The sequence below is a fragment of the Myxococcus sp. CA039A genome, from assembly GCF_013336645.1.
Classification (GTDB): Bacteria; Myxococcota; Myxococcia; order Myxococcales; family Myxococcaceae; genus Myxococcus; species Myxococcus llanfairpwllgwyngyllgogerychwyrndrobwllllantysiliogogogochensis.
The window spans coordinates 24,844-44,189 of the sequence record NZ_JABUMQ010000004.1; the positions used below are offsets into that span (position 1 = coordinate 24,844).

Below are 19,346 nucleotides of genomic sequence, written 5' to 3' on the forward strand. Positions count from 1 at the left end.
CCGCGCTGCTCACCCGGCCTTCTCGGGTTCCCATGCACCCGAGAAGGCCGTGAAGCGCCGCACGTTGACGGACAGCGCTCGGTGCACCTGCGTCTCCGGTGTGATGTCCACCGGACTTCCGTCGGCGGGCAGCGTCAGCCGGTCGAAGTGCGCGCCCTCGAACCATTGATGCGGCCGGGCCTCCACGACGAAGAGTCCGTCGTCGTCCAGGTCCGCATCAATCGGCACGAAGTCCACGCGCTGGAGCTCCACGGGCGGCGGGAAGTCGAGCGCCACCCGGAACGGCACCCGTGCCTCTCCCCGGAAGGCCGTACCCGCCAGGAGCATCGAGTGTCCCTGGAGGGACGCCGCTTCGTCTCCGAGAGCCCGTGAAGGAGGCTGGAGCAGCAGCGAGAAGGACCTGGCCCGACCCGCGATGCCCGGTGAGCGCCCCAGGACCTGGGCCTCACCGCCGGCGAGCAGGTCGAACACCACCTCGCGGTCCCATTCCCCGAGCACCGTCCCTCCCGAGAAGAAGTCCCCGTCATGCGCATGCGCCGTGGGCACGAGCGCGTTCAGCAGCGACTTGAAGACGCCGCGCGTCCGCGCCTGGAGCGGAGAGGGATTCTCGAAGAGGTAGATGGGGCCGAGCACCATCCGCGCGGAGGTGAGTCTCACGCTCCAACCGGTATCGGTGGTGAGCTCGCCCACCTGAGCCGCGCCGGGCGCGAGCGCGGTGCGCAGGCCCATGCGGAACACGATGCCTCGCCCGCCGGTGCCGGACAGTCCACACGCCGAGCCACCACCGACGAGCGCGGTGCCCATGAACAACATGAAGGCGCGACGGGAGCCATGAAACACACGTGTCATGGGGCCTTCTCCCGCGGGCACCGACACAACGAGGTGTCGTGTCGTGGACGGGAGAGCGTGGGGTGCTGGGGTCCCTCCGCGAGCCCTCGGCTCAGTACGGCGGTGTGTCGCGCCAGGACTACCCGCGACGAAGCGGGCCTCTCGGGCGACTGGGACAGGTGCCTCATGGAGCGTCCTCCTCGAAGTCCAGGTACAGCGTGAAGGTGCCTCGAAAGGTGCGCGGTGCTCCGGCGGAGAAGTGGCGCGTGGCCAGCAGTGACGCGGGGGCATCGGGTCCCCGGAAGTTGGAGACGTAGTTCAGCTCCGTCTCGCGCCAGCGCGCGTCCAGCACGTTCTCCACGGACACGCCCAATTCCATCCAGTCCCAGCGCGCGCGCGCGCCCACGTCGAAGAGAAACACGGGGTCGCTGTAGCGATTCAGCGGCAGCGGCCTGGGTCCCACCGCGCTGTGCCCCAGGGCTACGTTCCATCCGAGCCGCTCGCCCGCCACGGTGACATGTCCTCTCACCGAGGCATCCACCCGCCCCAGCAGCGCCGGGATGTAGGGCATCACCGCGCCATCCCACAGCTTCCACGCGGACGCACCGGGGGCGGGCAGCGTCGCGCGAGCCCAGGCGACGGAGGCCTGCGTGTCGAGCCAGTCTTCCCATTGCAGTCGACCCGTGGCGAAGGCTCCCAGCCGTTGCGATGCGCCGATGGGCTGGTTGCGTCCCAGTCGCTCGTCGAAGACGAAGTCCTGGGACACGCGCGTGGCGAAGACCGCGCCGCGTGCTTCCAGCGAGTACGGCCGCGACTCGCCCTCCAGCCTCCAACCCAGCCCCGTCTCACCCGAGGCGACGCGCGCATACGGCGCCAGCTCCGCGTCGGACAGCGCGGCGGCGTCGCTGGAGCGCGCGCCCAGTCCCGCGCTGGTCAGCCACGTGAGTCGAGGTGACAGCTTCACCTCGGCGCTGGCCCGGGGGCTGGCGAAGAAGCCATAGGCATCCAGGGACTCCTCCGGGATGCGCGGCCCATCACGGTCCACGGCGGGACGGTTCAGGTCCTCCACGCCGAACAGGAACGTATCCAGCCGCACACCGACACGCAGGGCCAGCCAGTCGAGCGGCTGCACTCGCAGGGACGCGTATCCACCCAGGTTGGTGGTGCGCACCTGATTGTCGAACAGGGTGGAGTATGGCACGCCACCGCTGTCCCTCAGCCGACGTGAGCGCGTGCGGACGTCGTCGTAGCGAGCCACATAGCCCAGCTCCAGCGGGCGCGACTGCCCCAGCAAGGTGAGCCCTGGCGTGTAGCGCCCGCGCAGGCCCAGGGTGCTTCCCCGGTAGTAGCCCTCCGTGCCGTCACCGCGCTGCGCGTCCTCGCCGGGAGGCGTGTCCTGGATGAAGCCGGTGAAGTTGTCGCGGATGCGCGTCTGGCGCAGCACCACGTACCCCTGCTGCACCAGCCGTCCGCCGCGTTTGAGCCGCGACTGGAGTTCCGCGGAGACGAGATGGCGTTGGCTCGCGCCTCCCTGGTTCTCGTCATAGAAACAGAAGAACTGCGAGTCCGCGTCCGCCGCGCACGGCAACCGGGCGTCCACCACGTCCGTCTCCCGCACCACGCCCGCCGAGGCGAACCGCGCGCCGTAGCTGGCACCGAGCAGTCGCAGTCGCGTCTCGTCTCCCAGTCGCAACTCCACCTGCGCCATGGCGGTCGCATTGGCGAAGGAGCGATTCGGTCCGAAGCCCTCGCCCTGTCGCAACAACAGCCCCACGAAAGTGGCCTCACCGGACTCGGGTGGGCCCCACACCAGCGCGAGCCGACGTGAGGCGAAGCTGCCGTAGCTGGCCGAAGCCGTGAGCCCTCGACGCGCGAGGCCGAGCTGGTACTCCACCGTCCCCGCCACGCCGAAGTCACCTTGCGAGGCGTCATAGGGCCCCTCGGTGACTCGCAGCGAGTCCACCAACTCCGGGATGATGAAGTACGTGTCCGCGTAACCGTGGCCGTGGGCATGGGAGACTTCGTTGAGGGGCACGCCGTTGAGGCGCATTTCCACGTCCTTGCCCTCGCCCGCGTCGAAGCCTCGGATGAACACCGTCTCCGCGTGGCCCTCGCCTCCGTGGTTGGCGAGCATCACTCCGGGCGCGAGCAACATCAGGTCGGAGGCCGAGTTGCGCGGGACGTCCGCGAGCTGTCCCACCTCGATGTGAAAGTCTCCGACGGCCACGGGCGGTGGTGCCTCGGCCACACCTCGGACCGTGGTGGAGAAGCCGGGCGACGAAGACCTGGAGGCCGCCTTCGCCTCCTCGGATGAGGCGCCCGACGGCGACGACGAATCGTCCACGGCGAGTTCCGACATCAAAGGTGGCGACGGTGTTGCCCCCATCGCCCCGTGCGGCGTGTCCGCGACGGCCTCGCGCGCCCGCATGGGAGCGAAGTGGACCGGGACGTCCACCTGCACCTCGAGCGGCACTCCGCTCCGCCGCGCCGGCTCGAACTTCCAGCGCACCGCCGCGCCCATCGCGGCCCTGTCAAACACGGCTCCCGCCGACTCGCGCACCTCCACCCGCGACACCGCGCCCACCTCATCAATCGTGAGGCGAACCACCACCGTCGCCGTGTCCTCCAGCACCGGCGCGTCACCGGGCGTCACCGGCGCCGCCACCTCCACCGGAACCGGCGGCGAAATGAGCGCCTCCTCCAGCGCCCCCACCGCACACAACACCAGCATCGCAATCCACACGGCGAGGACCTCACTCCTGGGTTCGGCGGCACCCGGGACACCTCGCCACCGGAACGTCGACCGCCCGGAGATACAACACGGACCCCTTGAATTGCAACTTGGTTACATATACATCCGCGAAACATGAATTTGAAATCGAGCGGACCTGGCCTCCTCGCGGTGCTCGCGCTGACACTGGCGCTCCCGGCCTGTGACTCCGTGCCCCCCGGAGACGTGCGCGTGACGATGAGCGGCGGAGACGGCACCCAGCGGGGTTTGCCAGACACGCTCTTCCAGGACGGTTGGTCCGTGCAATTCACCAAGTACCTCGTCTCGCTCGGAGACTTCACCCTGACCTCCGCGTCGGGCGAGGCGCGTGAGAGCCGCCGCCATGTGCTGGTGGACGTGCAGAAAGGAGACATCCCGCTGACGGAGCTGACGGGCCTGCCGGCGGGCCGCTGGGACGTGGGCTTCCGAGTCAGCCCACCCCGCGACGACACGGAGCTGGCGGACGGCCAGGTCTCCGCCGAGGACCTCGCGATGATGCGCGAGCGCGGCTTCAGCTACTGGGTAGAGGGCCGCGCGGTGAAGGCGGGCGTGGGCATCTTCGACTTCCGGATGGGCTTCCCCGTCGACGCACGCATGGTGGACTGCATCAACGGGGTGGATGGCACCCAGGGCATCATCGTCCCGGAGGGCTCCCGGGCGGACGTGGAGGTCACCATCCACGCCGAACACATGTTCTACGACAGGCTCGGCACCCACAGAGGCGTGCAGCTGCGCTTCGACGCCATCGCCGCGACGGCCACCTCGGACCACCTCATCACCCCGGAGGGGCTTGCCTCACAGCAACTCACCGACTTGAAGGATGCCCAAGGTCGGGAGCTTCGCGACGCAGCGGGTCAGCCCGTGGTGTACCTGCCCGGAGCGCATGATGTGCGCACGCTCCAGCAATTCGTCACCCAGAGCATTGTCGATCAGGCCCACCTCAACGGTGGAGGTGTTTGCACGGTCGCCAAATGACAGGTGGACCCGCGGGCACCCCACCCCCGCTGGACTTGGCCCGCCCCGCGCCGCTAGGAAAGTCACATGGACTCTCCTCTGCACCTGCAAGCCCGCATGGCCCTCTGCCGTCCCGAGCACATGGTGCTCGATTTGTTCGTGCAGAGCCTCCGCGAGAGCATCGCCCAGCGGATGGGTCGGAACCTGGCCCGGGCCGCCGGAGCGCCCATCGCCAGCGTCCCCGTGCGGGGCGCCCCCTCACACCGCTCCGCCCGCGAGTACCTGGAGTTGCTCCACGAGGGCGCGAGCACCGTGGAGCAAACCCTGGGAGAGGACTACTCCCACGCCGTGGAGCAGCTGTCCTTCACCGCCGCGAGCCACGTCTTCTCCGCGCCCGTGGGCGCCATGGTGATGGCCATCACCGGCGAGGACCCGCACCGCGGCCTGTCCGTGGGCTCGGGGCTCGCGGGCGCCACCAGCACCTTCGGCGAGCGGGAGTACGAGCGCGTCTCCGACACCACCGCGCGCGTGCGCTTCAAGGACGAGTTCTTCGGCCCCGCGTGGTGCAGCGGACTGGTCCGCAGCGGCCTGCTCCAGACGAACCCGGAGCGGCGCTTCCGCGTGGAGCTGGAGACCGGCGAGCCGCCCTTCAAGGACTTCTCGCTGCTCATCCACTGGTAGCCCCCCGCTCCGCGAGGGGACCGCCGACCGGCCGGAAGCACCGTGAGACGCTTCCGGCCAGCGGCGCGGACAGGCACGAAGCCCGCCCGACAGGCGCACCGACTCAGGCCTTGGGGGCTTCCTTGCTCCGGCGCTCCTCGACTTCCTTCTTCACCTGCTCCATGTCGAGCGCGCGCACCTGGCGGACCAGGTCCTCCAGCGCGGCGGCGGGAAGCGCACCAGCCTGCTCGAAGAGCAGGATGCCGTCACGAAACACCATCAGCGTGGGGATGGAGCGAATCTCGAACGCTCCGGACAGCTCCGACTGCGCCTCGGTATCAATCTTTCCGAAGACGATGTCCGCGTGCTTGCCGGACGCCGCCTCGAAAGTGGGCGCGAAGATGCGGCACGGACCGCACCACGACGCCCACCAGTCCAGGATGACGATGCCGTTCTTGCCGACCGTATCCTTGAAGTTGTCCTTGGTGATTTCCACCGTCGCCATGACGGCCCTCGTTTCTCCCCGCCTGGGCGGAGCGTGACTTCAGCGGACTTCCAACAGCTCCACCTCGAACAGCAGGGTGGCGTTGGGGGGGATGACACCACCGGCGCCGCGCGCGCCGTAGCCCAGGTCGGGAGGAATGGTGAGCTTGCGCACGCCGCCAATCTTCATCCCGGCGACGCCGTCGTCCCAACCCTTGATGACCTGACTCGCACCCAGACGGAAGGTGAAGCCCTCGCCCCGGTCCCGGCTGCTGTCGAACTTCTTGCCGCTCGTCAGCGTCCCCACGTAGTGCACGGTGACCGTCTTGCCGGCGGTGGCCTCCGTGCCAGTGCCGACCTTCACGTCTTCGATACCCAGGCTCATTCCCTCTCCTGTTGCAGTGGAAGGTTCCACCTTAACTCGCCAACCCCGCTGGCGCCGCACTGGAAAGCACAGTGGCGCGGGCCCGTTGGCTACCGGGCACCGCGCCACCGACTCACGCCGTGCGTGAAGACTTCAAGACGCCCGCGTCAGAACGTACCACCCACGCTGACGACGCCCTGGTAGCTACCCCCGTTGTCGAAGTCGCCGCCGCCGGACTCGATGCCGGGGGCGAACTCCTTGTCGAAGAGGAAGTTGTAGTTGGCGCGCGCGTCCACCGTGAAGTGACCCACGTGGCCCCGCAGGCCCACGCCCGCCGGGACACTGCCCACGGTGTCATCCCGGTAGCCCAGCGACTGGCCGCCCCGGAAGTTGTAATCGTTGATACCAATGCCGCCCAGCACGTACGGCTGCCACGCGGAGGGGAACAGACCCAGCGTCGCCACGGCCGTGCCACCGTTGCGCACGAGGTCAGGACCGTCCACGCTCACCTCGCCACGCTTGGAATCGATGTCGTTGATGGCGCCGGTATAGCCCAGCTCGATGCCGAACACCTTGGACGGCCGGATGGCCGCCGTCACGCCCGCGGTGGGGCCCGGGTTGAGCTGCGGTGCCAACGCGCCGGTGTAACCCTCCACACCGCCGCCCAGCATCACGCTCAGACCCTTCATGTCGTTCTTGTCCTTCTTCTTCACCTCGAGCGGCTCGACAGGCTCCGCGGCTTCAGCCGAGGGACGAAAGTCCGAGGGCGGAGGCGCGGTGATGCCGCTGCCACCCGTGGCGTCATCCTGGGGCAGCGCCGGGTATGACTCGGAGCGGGGCTCCGCCGCGGGCGCGGCCTCGGGACGAGGCTGGGGCGAGGACTGCGGCGGCGGGGCCTGCAGGCCCTGGATGTCGTCCTGCTGTCCGCTGGAGCCACTGCCACCGGTCCCCTGCTGCTGCTGGGAGTCCTGGTTCGACGGCTCGCAGCGCAGCGGCATGTTCAGGTACACCTCACCCTGCGCGGGTGGAGCGGCCTGGCTGCCTCCGATGGCGGACGAGCTCGAGGACGAGGAGTCATCCTGCCCGCTCTGTCCACTGCCGCCGACTCCCGAGTCGTCATCCGTCCCCATGGAATCGGGCACGGGCTCCGTCTCGATGATGATGTCTTCCTCCTGAAGCGAGTCACCAGAAGAGGTGTCCTGCGATTGAGCCAGCAACACTCCCTGTCCCGGGTTCCCCGCGCTCGCCCGTGGTGGTGGGCAATCGCCGTCCGAGGCCAGTGCCGAGGTGCCGTAAAAGAGCGCCCCGATGGCGCCTGCCAGAATTTTCGCTTTCATCCAACCCTCCGTCGTCGAGTGGCTGACATGAAGGTTGTTTGCGAAGACACATCCGGCAAGGCACACCTGGGTAGCGTTTCCCGCGTGGCTGGCCGCTGAGCAGCCAGCCAGGCGTGGAGCCCGGGAAACACGGTTGCACGAGCAGGCTACTTTTCGCGCATCCACTCCGAGCCGGTGACGACGGGCAGTTGCAGGGCGCGCTCGCGGTCCAGGTCCAGGTTGCCGACGTGCAGCGACAGGGGCGACTGCACCCACTTGTAGATGGACTGCGTGAAGAGGCGGACGAACTTGTCCACGTAACCGCCGAGCCGTGCCGCCTCCACCTCCGGGAACATGGGCGTCAGCGCCTGGAGCATCTCCGAGGGCGTGAGCTTCTCGCTCGCGAACAGGTAGAAGCACGCATCGAGGATGGGGAAGGGCATCAGCTCCTCCTCCCCCACCTGGTTGTGCGCCAGCTCCGGGCCCGCGGGCTTGGCGAGCACCTTGCGGATGCCCTCGTAGCCCGTCACCTCCTGGAGGTAGTCCAAGAGGTACATCACCACCGTCTTGGGCAGGTTGGAGATGACGGCGAGCGCGCCCATCAGGTCTCCACCGATGGTGGTGTAGCCCACGGACTTCTCGCTCATGTTGCCCGTCTGGAGGAACAGGCCGCCGCAGGAGTTGCTCCAGTTCCACATGCGCTGGGCGCGCAGGCGGGCCTGGATGTTCTGCTCGGTAATCGGCGTGACGGGGACACCGCCCAGCATCCGCGCGGCCACGTCGCGCTCGCGCTCGAAGGCCTCGTCGATGGAGACCACCTGGAAGGCCACGCCCAGCTCGCGGGCAATCGTCTCCGCCGCGTCGCGGGTGGAGTCGCTGGAGAAGCGACTGGGCATGTAGAACGCCTGGATGAGCGAGCCGGGGTTCTCCGGCCGCGCGCGCTTCGCGTAGCGGTGGGCGATGAGCAGCGTCAACAGCGAGTCACGGCCACCGGACAGGGCGATGCCCAGCACCTTGAAGGCGCGCGTCTTCTCGAAGTAGTCGCCCACTCCCAGCGACAGCGCGTCGAGGATGTCCTCGCACAGCGCCTCGCGCGCGGGCCTTCGCTTGTCCGGGGTCGGCAGGAAGAAGCTGCGGTGCGCGGGCACGGGGTACGTCAGGGACTCGCGCCGGGTGCGCACCGCGTCGGTGCAGTCCAGCACCGCGGTGCCCTGGCCACCGGTGGTCAGCCACGCCTCGCGGTCCACGCGCCACGTGGTGGCCTCGCCGCGCAGGCGCAGGGTGCGGTCCAGGTCCACGACGGCGGAGGCGAAGCCCTCCTGGAAGCGCGGCGTCTCCATGACGTGGCGGCCGTTCTGGTTGAGGAAGCCGCCGCCGTCGAAGATGAGGCCGTCGTTGCTGCCCACCGCGTTGCAGTAGGCGATGGTGCACTGGTGGTCGGCGGCGCGGGTGGCGATGAGCTCGCGGCGCGTCTCCACGAAGCCCAGCCGGAAGGGCGAGGCGGAGATGTTCACCACCAGCTCCGCGCCGGAGTACGTGCGCCGGCGCATGGGGCCGTCCGCGCTCCAGATGTCCTCGCAGACCTCCGGCGCGACGAGGCCGAAGTCGAACTGGAAGAGGTAGTCGCCCAGCGGCACGCCCCGGTAGCGCTCCTTCATGCCGGGCTGGCCGCGGCCGAACGTCCGCGCCTCATAGAAGACGCTGTAGGTCGGCAGCTTCTCCTTGGGGACGAGGCCCAGCACGCGGCCTCCGGCGACCACCGCCGCGCAGTTGAGGCGCTGCCCCTGAAGGGCCACGCCCACGCCCACCACGAAGACGGTGGAAAGCGCGGCCGTCTCGCGCGCGAAGCGCTCCATCTCCGGCCACTGTCGGTCGATGAAGCCCTGCCACTGGACCATGTCCTCGGCGGGGTAGCCGGCGAGGAGCTGCTCCTGGAAGACGCCCACGGTGACGCCGTCCTCGGACATCCGCTTCGCCAGGACGAGGGCCCGGTCCGTGTTGCGAACGAAGGCTCCGACGGTGGTGTTGACGCTGGCGATGCCGACTTTCACGAGCCGCATGATTCTCCCGCTCCCCTTTCGCTTCCGACGCGGGGCTCAGCAATGCTCGGAGCGAAGCACAAGGCAAGCCCCAAGCCCCGGGGCGCACGGGTGGGTCAGTTCAACGGGCCCAGGGGCCGCACGGGCTGGAGCCGGGCGATGAGCTCGCCCACGTCCTCCAGCACCGCCTCCAGCCTGCGCTTCACGTCCAGCTCCGCGAGGAGCTGTTGGCGCCGCTCGGCCTCCGGGCTGATGGCGGAGGCCACCACGTCCGCGAGCTTGCCGCCCGCCGCACGGGCCGTCACGGGCAGCAGGTTCTCCGCGAACGTCGGCGGCACGCGCCCGGCCAGCTCGAAGACGGCCTGACGCAGCCGCTCCTCCTCCGGCCCCTGATACGGCAGGTCCGGCAGCGACAGCGCCTGCACCTCTCGGTACGCCTTGTCCGTGGTCAGCTCGGTGACCATGCGGATGCGGCTGACGCCTTGGAGGAGGATGTTGTAGCGCCCCTCCTCCACCTCCTCGTCCCAGACGATGACGCCGGCGCACATGATGGACTGCATCGGTGGCCGGCCCTCGTACTTGCCCTCCCAGCCATCCTCCAACTGGGCCAGCGCCACCACGCGGTCCGTCGCGAGCGCGTCCTTCACCATGGCCCGGTAGCGCGGCTCGAAGATGTGAAGGGGGATGACGGTATGGGGGAAGAGCACCGCCGACGGCAGCGGGAAGACCTTCAGCGCACTGGCGGCGGCGCGCTCGACGCGTTCTTGGGCGGTCATGTCGGGCATCCTTACCCGTGTTGATAAGCCTCTCGGGCGCCCGTCGCACCGCAAACCCGCGTCCCACCGCGGCCCGCACCGGAGGGGCCGGGCACAACCCACTGGATTCGCAGGGACTTTCCGTCGGGACGCCCCTTCGACGACTACCGTGCGCGCGGGCGGCCAGCCCCTCCATTCCAGGCCCGCATCGCCACCTCCACCAGGCCGAGCAGCTCCGCCTCGCTCGCGCCGTCCTGCGCCTGGATGGACATGCCCTGGACGACGGCGCCGAAATACCGCGCCAGGGCCCCCGCGTCCGTCTCCGAGGGCAGCTCCCCGGCGGCGATTCCCCGGGCAATGCGCTCGCGAACCAGCTTCACCGCGTTCGAGCGGAGGCCCGCGACGAGGTCGGCGACGGGCTGGTGGGCCTCCGCGCACCGGAGGACACCCGTCGAAATCATGCACCCGGGCGGCTGCTTGCGGCGGGTGAAGGCCCGGGCCGACTCCCGGAGCACCCGCTCGATGGCGCCCCGCGCGGTCGGCTCCTCGGTGAGCGCCAGCCACGTGTGGGCCCCGGGGCCCTGCTGGTAGCGCTCCAGCACGCGCCGGTAGAGGCCCTCCTTGGAGCCGAAGGCCGCGTAGAGGCTGGGCGCGGTGATGCCCATGGCGCCGGTGAGGTCCGCCACCGACGCGCCCTCGTAACCCAGCCGCCAGAACACCTCCACGGCCAGGTCCAGGGCCTTCGTCTCATCGAACTCGCGGGGCCTTCCGCGCGGCCGGGGCCGAGGGGCGATGTCGCTTTTCATAACGCTCACTATTGAAATCAGGAAATGGGCTTCCTATTTATAAAACACTCGCTACATAAATAGGAGTTCCGCCCGATGCATTCCGCCATCGCCACCTTCCTGGTGGCCGCAGGTCTTGGTGTCTCTCCCGCAACGTCCGTGAAGCCGGAGCCGCGCGCCACCGAGGCGACCGCCCGACCGAGCGCTGTCGTCGTGAGTCCTGAATCGAGCGCCCTCGCGGCGAGCCTGGACCCGGTCATCGACAAGGCGCTCGCGGACCAGCGCATCGTCGGGGCCGTCGTCATCGTCGCGAAGGACGGAGAGGTCATCTACCGGCGCGCCGCGGGCTTCGAGGACCGCGAGGCGAAGAAGCCCCTGCGCGAGGACGCGGTGTTCCGACTGGCGTCGATGACGAAGCCGCTCGTCTCCGTCGCGGCGCTCGCCCTCATCGACCAGGGCAAGCTGTCCCTGGAGGACCCTGTCACGAAGTGGCTGCCCACGTTCCGCCCCAGGCTTCCGGATGGACGTGAGCCCGTCATCACCGTGCGGCACCTGCTCACGCACACGGCGGGACTGACCTACGGCTTCAACCAGCCAGCGCAGGGGGCCTATCAAAAGGCCCAGGTCTCCGACGGGCTCGACAACCCTCCCGGGCTCACGCTGGAGGAGAACCTGCGTCGCCTCGCCACCGCCCCACTGGCCTCGGAGCCAGGGGAGAAGTGGGCCTACTCGTTGGCCACGGACGTCCTGGGCGCCGTCGTCGCGAGCGCGGGAGGCGCGCCGCTGCCCCAGGTCGTCTCACGGCTCGTCACGCAGCCACTCGGCTTGAAGGACACGGGCTTCCGCGTCAGTGACGTCTCGCGGCTCGCGACGCCGTACGCGGACGGAAAGCCTGTCCCCGTGCGCATGGGCAAGACCTTCGACATCCCCTTTGGCGCGGGCGTGGTCCACTACACCCCGAGCCGGGCCCTGGACGCGCGAGCCTTCCCGTCCGGGGGCGCGGGCATGGTGGGGACGGCGAGCGACTACGTGAAGTTCCTGGAGGCCCTGCGCAAGGGCGGGGCGCCGGTGTTGAAGCAGAGCACCGTCGAGCAACTGGGCTCCGTCCACGTGGGCCCGGAGTCGCAACCGCAGGGACCGGGCTGGGGCTGGGGACTCGCCTCGGCGGTGCTCATCGACCCGGCCCCGACCCACAGCCCCCAGTCGGCGGGGACGTGGCAGTGGGGTGGTGCGTACGGACACAACTGGTTCGTGGACCCCCAGCGGGGACTCACGGTGGTGGCGCTGACCAACACCGCGCTGGAGGGTATGTCGGGCGGGTTCCCCGGCGCCGTTCGTGATGCGGTGTACGCAGCCGACAAGGCTCCCGCGAAGAAGCCCTGAGTTGGGGGAGGACGCTCCTTCAGGCCTGTCGGCGAAACGCGCCCGGTGTCATGCCCACCCAGCGTCGGAACGCCTTGCCGAAGGAACTCTCCGTCTCGTAGCCCACGGCACGAGCCACCTCCGCCATCGCGACGTCCCGGCCGCGCATCAGCACCATGGCCCGGTGCATGCGCCACCGGCCGATGTATGCCAGCGGCGCTTCACCCACGAGCGACTTGAAGCGCTCCGCGAACACCGAGCGCGACATGCCAGCGAGCCGGGCGAGCCCCTCCAGCGTCCACGGGGCCTCGGGATTCTCATGGACGCGCTGGAGCACCGCGCCGATGCGCGGGTCGACGAGCGCTCGCAGCCAGCCGCCCTCCCCAGAGGACGACTCCAGGTGCGCGCGCAAGGCCTGCACGAAGAGGACATCCGCGAGTCGGCTCACCACCGTCTCATGGCCCGGCTGCCTGGCCTCGATTTCGGAGGCCACGAAGCGCAGCGTCGACTCCAGCCACCTCGGGGACTTGGGGTCATCCGCCCGGACGTGGAGCAGCGTCGGCAGGTGCCTTACCAACGGGCTGAGTGTCTCGCCCTCGAAGGTGAAGGAGCCCACCACCAGCGTCACCGCCTCGCCGCCCCCGCCGTAGTGCAACAGGCCTCCGCAGCGAATGGGCGTTCGCGTCGCATAGACCTCCGCGATGGGCAGCACGCGCGTGCCACGGCGGTCCTTCAAGGTGAACTTCACGTTGGCGGGGACGAAGACGAAGTCTCCGCCCGCGAGTGACAACTCCCGCTCGTCCGTGGACAGCAGGCAACTGCCGCGCATCACCGCGTAGAAGAGCGGGAGCGGAGAGCCGTCGATGCGCATGCCCCACGGGGCCGTCAGCTCGTAGCGCGCGTGCACACGGCTGCGCAGGTGCACGCCCTGGAGCACGTCCGCGAGGACATCGAGCCCGGGCTTTTCGCCGGACGGTTGGACGAGAGAAACGGACTTCTGGCGCATGTTCGTCCTTTCACCCAGGACTATAGGTCCACTCACGCGGCGGGCGAGGAAGCACGAGCCTCCCTACCCCACGGCCCGCCGTCCAGGAGACAGACCTCATGAGAGCCATTCGCCTGCACAAGTTCGGCGGACCCGAGGAGTTGCGCCTCGACGACGTGCCCACCCCCACCCCAGGAGAGGGCGAGGTGCGCATCCGCGTGCACGCCGCGGGACTCAACTTCACCGACATGGGCCAGCGGGAGGGCCGCATGCCCGGTACGCCGCCGCTGCCCTTCGTCCCGGGCCTGGAGGCCGCTGGAGTCGTGGATGCCGTGGGACCTGGCGTCCAGGGCCTCACGAAAGGAACGCGCGTCGTCGCCGTCCTCCCCAATCAAGGCGCCTTCGCGGGATATGCCATCGCGCCGACGGCGACCGTGCTCTCCCTTCCCGACGCGGTCTCCTTCGAGCAGGCGGTCTGCCTGCCCGCGCAGGCCCCCACCGCGCTGCTCGGACTGAGGGAGGGCGCGCGGCTGCGTGAGGGCGAGTCCGTCTACATCCCGTCCGCCGCGGGAGGGGTGGGGACGTTCCTCGTGCAGTTCGCGAAGCGGATGGGAGCCGCGCGTGTCATTGGTGGCGTGAGCCAGGACGCCAAGCGGGACGTCGTCCTGCGTCTGGGAGCGGACGCGGTCGTGGACACGTCCCAGCCGGACTGGCCCGCCCGGGTCCGCGAGGCCACGGGTGGACTCGGCGCGGACATCGTCTTCGTGGCGGGCGGCGGAGAGCTTCCCGGCAGGAGCCTTCAGGCCCTCGCCTTCCGGGGACGGCTGGTGCTGTTCGGCGCGGAGAGCATGTTCGACACGCAGTGGAGCCGGGAACAGATGACCGGAATGCTGGCCCAGAACCAGGCCATCATCGGCTTCGCCACCTTCACCCTTCCCTTCGAACTGAGGCAGGCGGCGCTCCGTGAAGCGCTCTCGCTCGTCGAGCGAGGTCAGCTCCAGGCGGTCATCGGACAGACCTTCCCGCTCGAAGCAGTCGCCCAGGCACATCGGGCGATGGCGGAGCGGAGCACCACCGGCAAGGTCGTCATCCGCACCGACTGAGCGTCCAGGCCCGCACCAGGGCCCGACTCAATACGGTATCACAGAAACTAGAACATCGCGACTGCCAGTGTACCTCGCACTCACTCCTGGATTAAACAGGATTTGTATTCCTGTCTGGGAGGTCTCACCTTGAACAAGAAGTTCATCAAGTGGGGGAGCTGTGTCGGCGCCCTGGTGCTGTCGGCTTGCGGCGAAGCACCGGGTGCGGCCGAGGTGTCCTCGAGGGCCTCGGCGCTGGACGATGGGCTCGTCAATGTCACCTTGAACAAGCCCACGACGGCGTCCCATACCCAATTGGACCCTCAGCATTTCCTTCCACAGTACGCGGTGGATGGAAACATCACGTCGGACGACTCGCGATGGTGCACGGGTGAGTACATCTACGCGCCGCGATATCTCGACATCGACCTGCAGGGGACGTTCGACCTGCACCGCGCGGAGGTCTACACGGGCTACCAGAGCACGAAGCCCATCGCGAACTTCGACCTGCTCTACCATGACGGGACGTCCTGGCAGCCCATCCCCGGCGCGGCCAGGACGGGTAACACCAGCGTGGCGGTCTCCACGACGTTCACCCAGGTGGTGCGCGGTCAGAAGGTCCGCTTCCTCTGCAACGAGCCCGGCACCTCGAACTGCCGCGTGAAGGAGGTCTGGGTCTTCGGTGCGCCCGCCACCCCTGGCGCCAATCAAGCGCCCGTGGCCAACGCGGGCGCGGACCGGAGCCTGGTGCTTCCCACCTCCAGCCTCACGCTCACCGGAACCGGTACGGATGCGGATGGCACCATCGCTTCCTACGCGTGGACCCAGGTCAGCGGCACCACCGCGACCGTGAGCGGTGCGAGCACCGCCACGCTGGCCGTCAGTGGGCTTTCGGCGGGGACGTTCGTCTTCCGCCTCACTGTCACGGACGACGACGGAGCGACCCACTCCGACGACGTGACTGTGACTGTCACCAACGCCCCGCCAAACCAGGCGCCCGTGGCCAACGCGGGCGCGGACCGCACCGTGGTGCTGCCCAACGCGGGCATCACCCTCACGGGCTCGGGCACGGACTCGGATGGCAACATCGCGTCCTATTCGTGGACCCAGGTGAGCGGCCCCACGGCCTCACTGAGTGGCGCGAACACCCCGTCACTCTCCGTCAGCGGGCTCGCCGTCGGCACGCTGGTCTTCCGCCTCACCGTCACCGATGACGATGGCGCGACTCACGCGGACACCGCGACGGTGACCGTCACGAACGCCAGCACCCTCACCAACGTGGCGCGACTCAAGCCGGCTGTCGCCATGCACACCAGCGGCTCGAACGTCGCGGCGCGCGCCACCGATGACAACCTCTCCACCCGCTGGGAGTCCGTCTACGCCAACAAGCCAGGCACCTATCTCGACGTCGACCTCCAGGGTGCCTACGAAATCCACAGCGCGGAGGTGCATCTGTCCTTCTCCACGGACTCCTCCGCCGCGATGACGAACTTCGACCTCCAGGCATGGGATGGTGGCTGCTGGAAGACCATTCCCGGCTCCTCCGTGCGGAACAATCCGGGGGCCACCACCCTCAAGAACGTGACCTTCACCGCACCCGTCATCGCCAGCAAGGTTCGCCTGCTCTGCCTGGACAGCGATGGGGACGAAAACGAGCCCTGCCTCGTGCGGGAACTGAAGGTCATGGGCAAGCCCGCCACCACGTCTACGGGCCCCCTTGCCTGCACCGCCGGAGAGCAGATCGCCGTGCGCGACTCGCGCTACTCGTACGCGCTGTTCCTCCCCTCTGGCTACAACGCGGACCGGAACGCTCGCTGGCCCCTCATCATTTCGCTCCCTGGGACCGGCGGCGTGATGCTCACGAATGACCACCTGTCGGTGTCCAGCAACGCGGAGGGCCTCGCCTGGAATCTGAACTCCAGCACCTATCGCGCGAGCTTCGGCGCCATCGCCGTGTCCCTCCACTACTGGAAGGCCGGCCGCAGTGGGGATGCCTACTTCACCGTGAGCACCGTCATGGCGATGCTCGAGGACCTGAAGCGGGACTACCTGGTGGACACGGACCGCGTGTACTTCACCGGCTTCAGCGGCGGCGCCAACGTCCTCTACGACTCCGCCGGCCTTCCCGTCTACATGTCGAAGGTCGCCGCCTTCGTCCCCATCGCCGTCACGAGCACGCCCACGAACGTCGCCAACATCTGCAACCTGCGCACCCTGCCCACCTGGCCCTTCCATGGGGGCTCGGACTCCCAGGGTGGAGCGGACAAGTCGACGGGCCTGAAGACGATGCTGGAGACGCAGTGCGGAGGCACCACCAGCGCGATGCTCAGCCCCACCGTCTATCCCGGCGTGGGCCACTCGAACACGCTGTGGCAGAACGCCTACGCGACGCCCGCCCTCTGGACCTGGCTCTTCCAGCAGCGCATCAGCAACCGGCAGTAACCGCTTCCGCCGGGTGGCGCCGCCCTCAGTGGCGTGCGCCGCCCGCGCGGGCGACCACGGGCCCGTCGTCCTCGTCTTGAGCGGCGAGCGTGTCCAGCGCCGCATCCACCGAGGCCATCAGCACCTCCGGCCGCACGGGCTTCTCCAGCACGAGGTTCGGCACCGTCTCGATGAAGTCCCGCGTCTCCGCCGTGTACGCCCCGCCGGAGATGAACACCATCCGCCGAGTCAGCTCCGGCGCCACCACGCCCAGCCGTCGGTAGAGCGTGGCGCCATCGACCTCCGGCATCTGCAAGTCACACAGGATGACGTCGTAGCGATGCCCCGCCGACACCAGCGCCAGGGCCTCGCTGCCTCGCGTCGTCATCACGACGTCGTGGTAGGGCTCGAGCAACAGCCGCATCGACTGCGCCAGCCGGGGCTCGTCATCCACCACCAGCACGCGCCCACGTCGGCCCGTGGAGGGCACCGCGGGCTTTCCACGCGCCACGGGCCGGGGTGGCACCTCCATCTGCACCGGCGCCGCGGGCAGCAGCACGGTGAAAACGGAGCCCTTGCCCTCCTCGCTGCGCACCTCCAGCTCGCCGCCATGCGTGCGGACAATCTGCTGACAGATGGCCAGGCCCAACCCGGTGCCTTCCCCGGTGGGTTTGGTGGTGAAGAAGGGCTCGAAGATGCGCGCCATCACCTGCGCGGAGATGCCCATGCCCGTGTCCACCACGTCCACGCGGGCCCGGCCCGATGCGTCCGTGCTGGTGCGCACGCGTACCTCGTGCAGCGTCGGATTGCCCTCGGGCACCGCCTGCATCGCGTTGACGAGCAGGTTGAGCAGCACCTGCCCCAGCCGCGCCTCGCTGCCCAGCACCTTCGGCACCGGGCCGAACTCCTCCACCAGCCGCGCGCGGTGGCGCAGCGCATGGCTGATGATTCGCACCGCCGGAGGCACCAGCGCGTTGAGGTCCACCAGCGTCCGGTCCTGGTCTCCCTGACGGCTGAACACCTGCAGGTCGCGGACGATGAGGCGGATGCGCTCGGCGCCCTCCAGCGCGCCGCGCACGCTCGACTGCGCGTCCCGCTGCCCCAGCATCCCGCCTTCCGACAGCGCGCGCGTGGCGGCTTCCAGGTTCAAAACCAGGTAGGCCAGCGGGTTGTTGATTTCGTGCCCCACTCCGGCCGCGAGCGTCCCCACCGCGGCGACACGCTCGGCCGCCACCAGTCGCGCCTGGAGTTCCTTGGTGGCGGTGATGTCCCGGTGGGTCGCCACGAAGTGCGACACGTCTCCGCCCGTGGCGCGCACCGGCGACAGCAGCACCTCCGTCGAGACGAGGCGGCCATCCTTGCGCGGCACCGTCACCTCCACGCAGAGCGACTCGCCCGCCAGCAGCGCCGCGTTCAGGCGCTGACACAGCCGGGGGTCCTGGTCCCCATACATCTTGCACGGGTCCTGCTCCACCAGTTCTTCCGGAGGCCGGCCCAGCAGCAGGCTCAGCGCCTCGTTGGCGAACACGGTCCGCAGCCTGCCGGGGCCCTCCACCTCCGCGATGAAGACCCCCTCGTGTACACCCCTCACGGTGGTGGCGAGCAGTTGGAGCTTCTCCACCGCGCGCCGTCGCTCCTCGCTCGCCGCCGCCAGCAACTGCCCCGTCACCGCGTTGACGACGACGAAGAGCTGGAGCACGAGCAGGTCCTGCGCCACGTTGCCCGAGGAGAACGGCCCCTGCCCTCGCACCGTGCCGAAGATGGCGACCGTGGAGATGGCCAGGGTCGCCGCCGCCGCGCCCCGAGGCCCGAAGCGCAACGCCGCCATCGCCGACATCGGGAAGAGCAGGAAGCTGGCCGCGTGCGCGAAGCCGGGCTGCGCGTTCCGGAAGAGGAAGACGCTCGCGCCCAGCACGGTGGTCAGCCCCGCCAGCGCCACCGCCTCGCCCAGCCGGTGCGGCCAGGTGGGGCGGCTCAGCAACAAGAGCGGCGGCGCCACGACGAGCACGCCCATCAAGTCCCCCACCCACCACACCCAGACCGCGCGGCCCAACAGCTCCCACGGCAGCGCGCCACCCAACAGCAGGCACAGCGGCCCCACCAGCGAGCTCACACCGGTACAGACCGCACCCGCGCCCACGCAGAGCACGACGACGTCACGGATGCGTGACAGGTCCGAGCCCATGCGCAGACGCCGCGTCAGCGCCGCCCCCAGCACGGTGGCCAGCGTGTTCCCCGCCGCCACCCCCAGGGCCACCGACAGCGGCACCCCCGTGGACGCGGTCGCCAGGAACGCGCCAATGAAGATGCCGGGCCACAGCAGGGGACCGCGCAGAATCAGCGCCGCCAGCGCCACCCCCGTGGGCGGCCAGACAGGGCTGACATTTCCTCCCACGGTGGACAGGGACAGGCCGAGCCGGGCGACGGCGAGATAAACGCCCGCCAGGACAAGCATCTCCAAGAGATGCCGTCCGCGAAGCGCGCGTGCGCTGGCTCGAATCAGCCCGATGATGATGACCGTCCCCCCGGTAGACCCGTCCGC

15 protein-coding genes are annotated in these 19,346 nt (G+C 69.2%); 5 read left to right on the top strand and 10 right to left on the bottom strand.

Annotated elements, in window-relative coordinates; translation table 11 throughout:
• Nucleotides 1-9 precede the first annotated feature (9 nt).
• A complete protein-coding gene (locus HR086_RS01010) occupies nt 10-849 on the bottom strand; it encodes a hypothetical protein (protein ID WP_174464581.1) in 840 nt (279 codons plus the stop codon).
• 163 nt (nt 850-1,012) lie between these two features.
• Entirely contained in the window at nt 1,013-3,559 is a 2,547-nt protein-coding gene (locus HR086_RS01015; RefSeq protein ID WP_174464582.1) for a TonB family protein, read from the bottom strand.
• Nucleotides 3,560-3,694: 135 nt separating this feature from the next.
• Here HR086_RS01015 and HR086_RS01020 point away from each other — a divergent pair, with 135 nt between their 5' ends.
• Together HR086_RS01020 and HR086_RS01025 are read left to right on the top strand one after the other, a co-directional pair.
• Complete coding sequence (locus HR086_RS01020) at nt 3,695-4,573, top strand: hypothetical protein (protein WP_174454013.1); 879 nt, start codon at nt 3,695-3,697, stop codon at nt 4,571-4,573.
• A 66-nt stretch (nt 4,574-4,639) separates the two neighbouring features.
• Nucleotides 4,640-5,233: a DUF2378 family protein gene (locus HR086_RS01025; RefSeq protein ID WP_141642156.1), complete on the top strand. Its 594-nt coding sequence runs from the start codon at nt 4,640-4,642 to the stop codon at nt 5,231-5,233.
• 103 nt (nt 5,234-5,336) lie between these two features.
• On the opposite strand, the gene trxA is transcribed toward HR086_RS01025, so the two are convergent.
• The 6 genes from trxA to HR086_RS01055 form a co-directional block, all read right to left on the bottom strand.
• Nucleotides 5,337-5,717 (bottom strand): thioredoxin, encoded by a 381-nt coding sequence (gene trxA / locus HR086_RS01030; RefSeq protein WP_141642157.1) that lies wholly within the window; start codon nt 5,715-5,717, stop codon nt 5,337-5,339.
• Between the two features lie 39 nt (nt 5,718-5,756).
• Nucleotides 5,757-6,080, bottom strand: a complete 324-nt coding sequence (locus HR086_RS01035; RefSeq protein ID WP_174464583.1) for an FKBP-type peptidyl-prolyl cis-trans isomerase — start codon at nt 6,078-6,080, stop codon at nt 5,757-5,759.
• A gap of 146 nt (nt 6,081-6,226) precedes the next feature.
• Nucleotides 6,227-7,396, bottom strand: coding sequence for an outer membrane protein (locus HR086_RS01040; RefSeq protein WP_174454012.1), 1,170 nt, complete (start codon nt 7,394-7,396; stop codon nt 6,227-6,229).
• Nucleotides 7,397-7,542: 146 nt separating this feature from the next.
• The gene (gene nadE, locus HR086_RS01045; RefSeq protein ID WP_174464584.1) at nt 7,543-9,435 is read right to left on the bottom strand and encodes an NAD(+) synthase; all 1,893 of its coding nucleotides are present in this window, start codon (nt 9,433-9,435) and stop codon (nt 7,543-7,545) included.
• Between the two features lie 95 nt (nt 9,436-9,530).
• Entirely contained in the window at nt 9,531-10,190 is a 660-nt protein-coding gene (locus HR086_RS01050) for an LON peptidase substrate-binding domain-containing protein (protein ID WP_141642161.1), read from the bottom strand.
• Nucleotides 10,191-10,333: 143 nt separating this feature from the next.
• Complete coding sequence (locus HR086_RS01055) at nt 10,334-10,975, bottom strand: TetR/AcrR family transcriptional regulator (RefSeq protein WP_174464585.1); 642 nt, start codon at nt 10,973-10,975, stop codon at nt 10,334-10,336.
• A 75-nt stretch (nt 10,976-11,050) separates the two neighbouring features.
• Here HR086_RS01055 and HR086_RS01060 point away from each other — a divergent pair, with 75 nt between their 5' ends.
• The gene (locus HR086_RS01060) at nt 11,051-12,337 is read left to right on the top strand and encodes a serine hydrolase (RefSeq protein WP_174464586.1); all 1,287 of its coding nucleotides are present in this window, start codon (nt 11,051-11,053) and stop codon (nt 12,335-12,337) included.
• 19 nt (nt 12,338-12,356) lie between these two features.
• Here HR086_RS01060 and HR086_RS01065 read toward each other — a convergent pair whose 3' ends face one another.
• The gene (locus HR086_RS01065; RefSeq protein WP_141642164.1) at nt 12,357-13,322 is read right to left on the bottom strand and encodes an AraC family transcriptional regulator; all 966 of its coding nucleotides are present in this window, start codon (nt 13,320-13,322) and stop codon (nt 12,357-12,359) included.
• A gap of 98 nt (nt 13,323-13,420) precedes the next feature.
• On the opposite strand from HR086_RS01065, the gene HR086_RS01070 reads away from it, so the two are divergent.
• A complete protein-coding gene (locus tag HR086_RS01070) occupies nt 13,421-14,404 on the top strand; it encodes an NADPH:quinone oxidoreductase family protein (RefSeq protein ID WP_174464587.1) in 984 nt (327 codons plus the stop codon).
• 129 nt (nt 14,405-14,533) lie between these two features.
• Nucleotides 14,534-16,825: a discoidin domain-containing protein gene (locus HR086_RS01075; RefSeq protein ID WP_174464588.1), complete on the top strand. Its 2,292-nt coding sequence runs from the start codon at nt 14,534-14,536 to the stop codon at nt 16,823-16,825.
• Between the two features lie 25 nt (nt 16,826-16,850).
• Here the strand turns inward: HR086_RS01075 and HR086_RS01080 are convergent, their stop codons facing one another.
• Nucleotides 16,851-19,259 (bottom strand): MASE1 domain-containing protein, encoded by a 2,409-nt coding sequence (locus tag HR086_RS01080; RefSeq protein ID WP_174454358.1) that lies wholly within the window; start codon nt 19,257-19,259, stop codon nt 16,851-16,853.
• Nucleotides 19,260-19,346 lie beyond the last annotated feature (87 nt).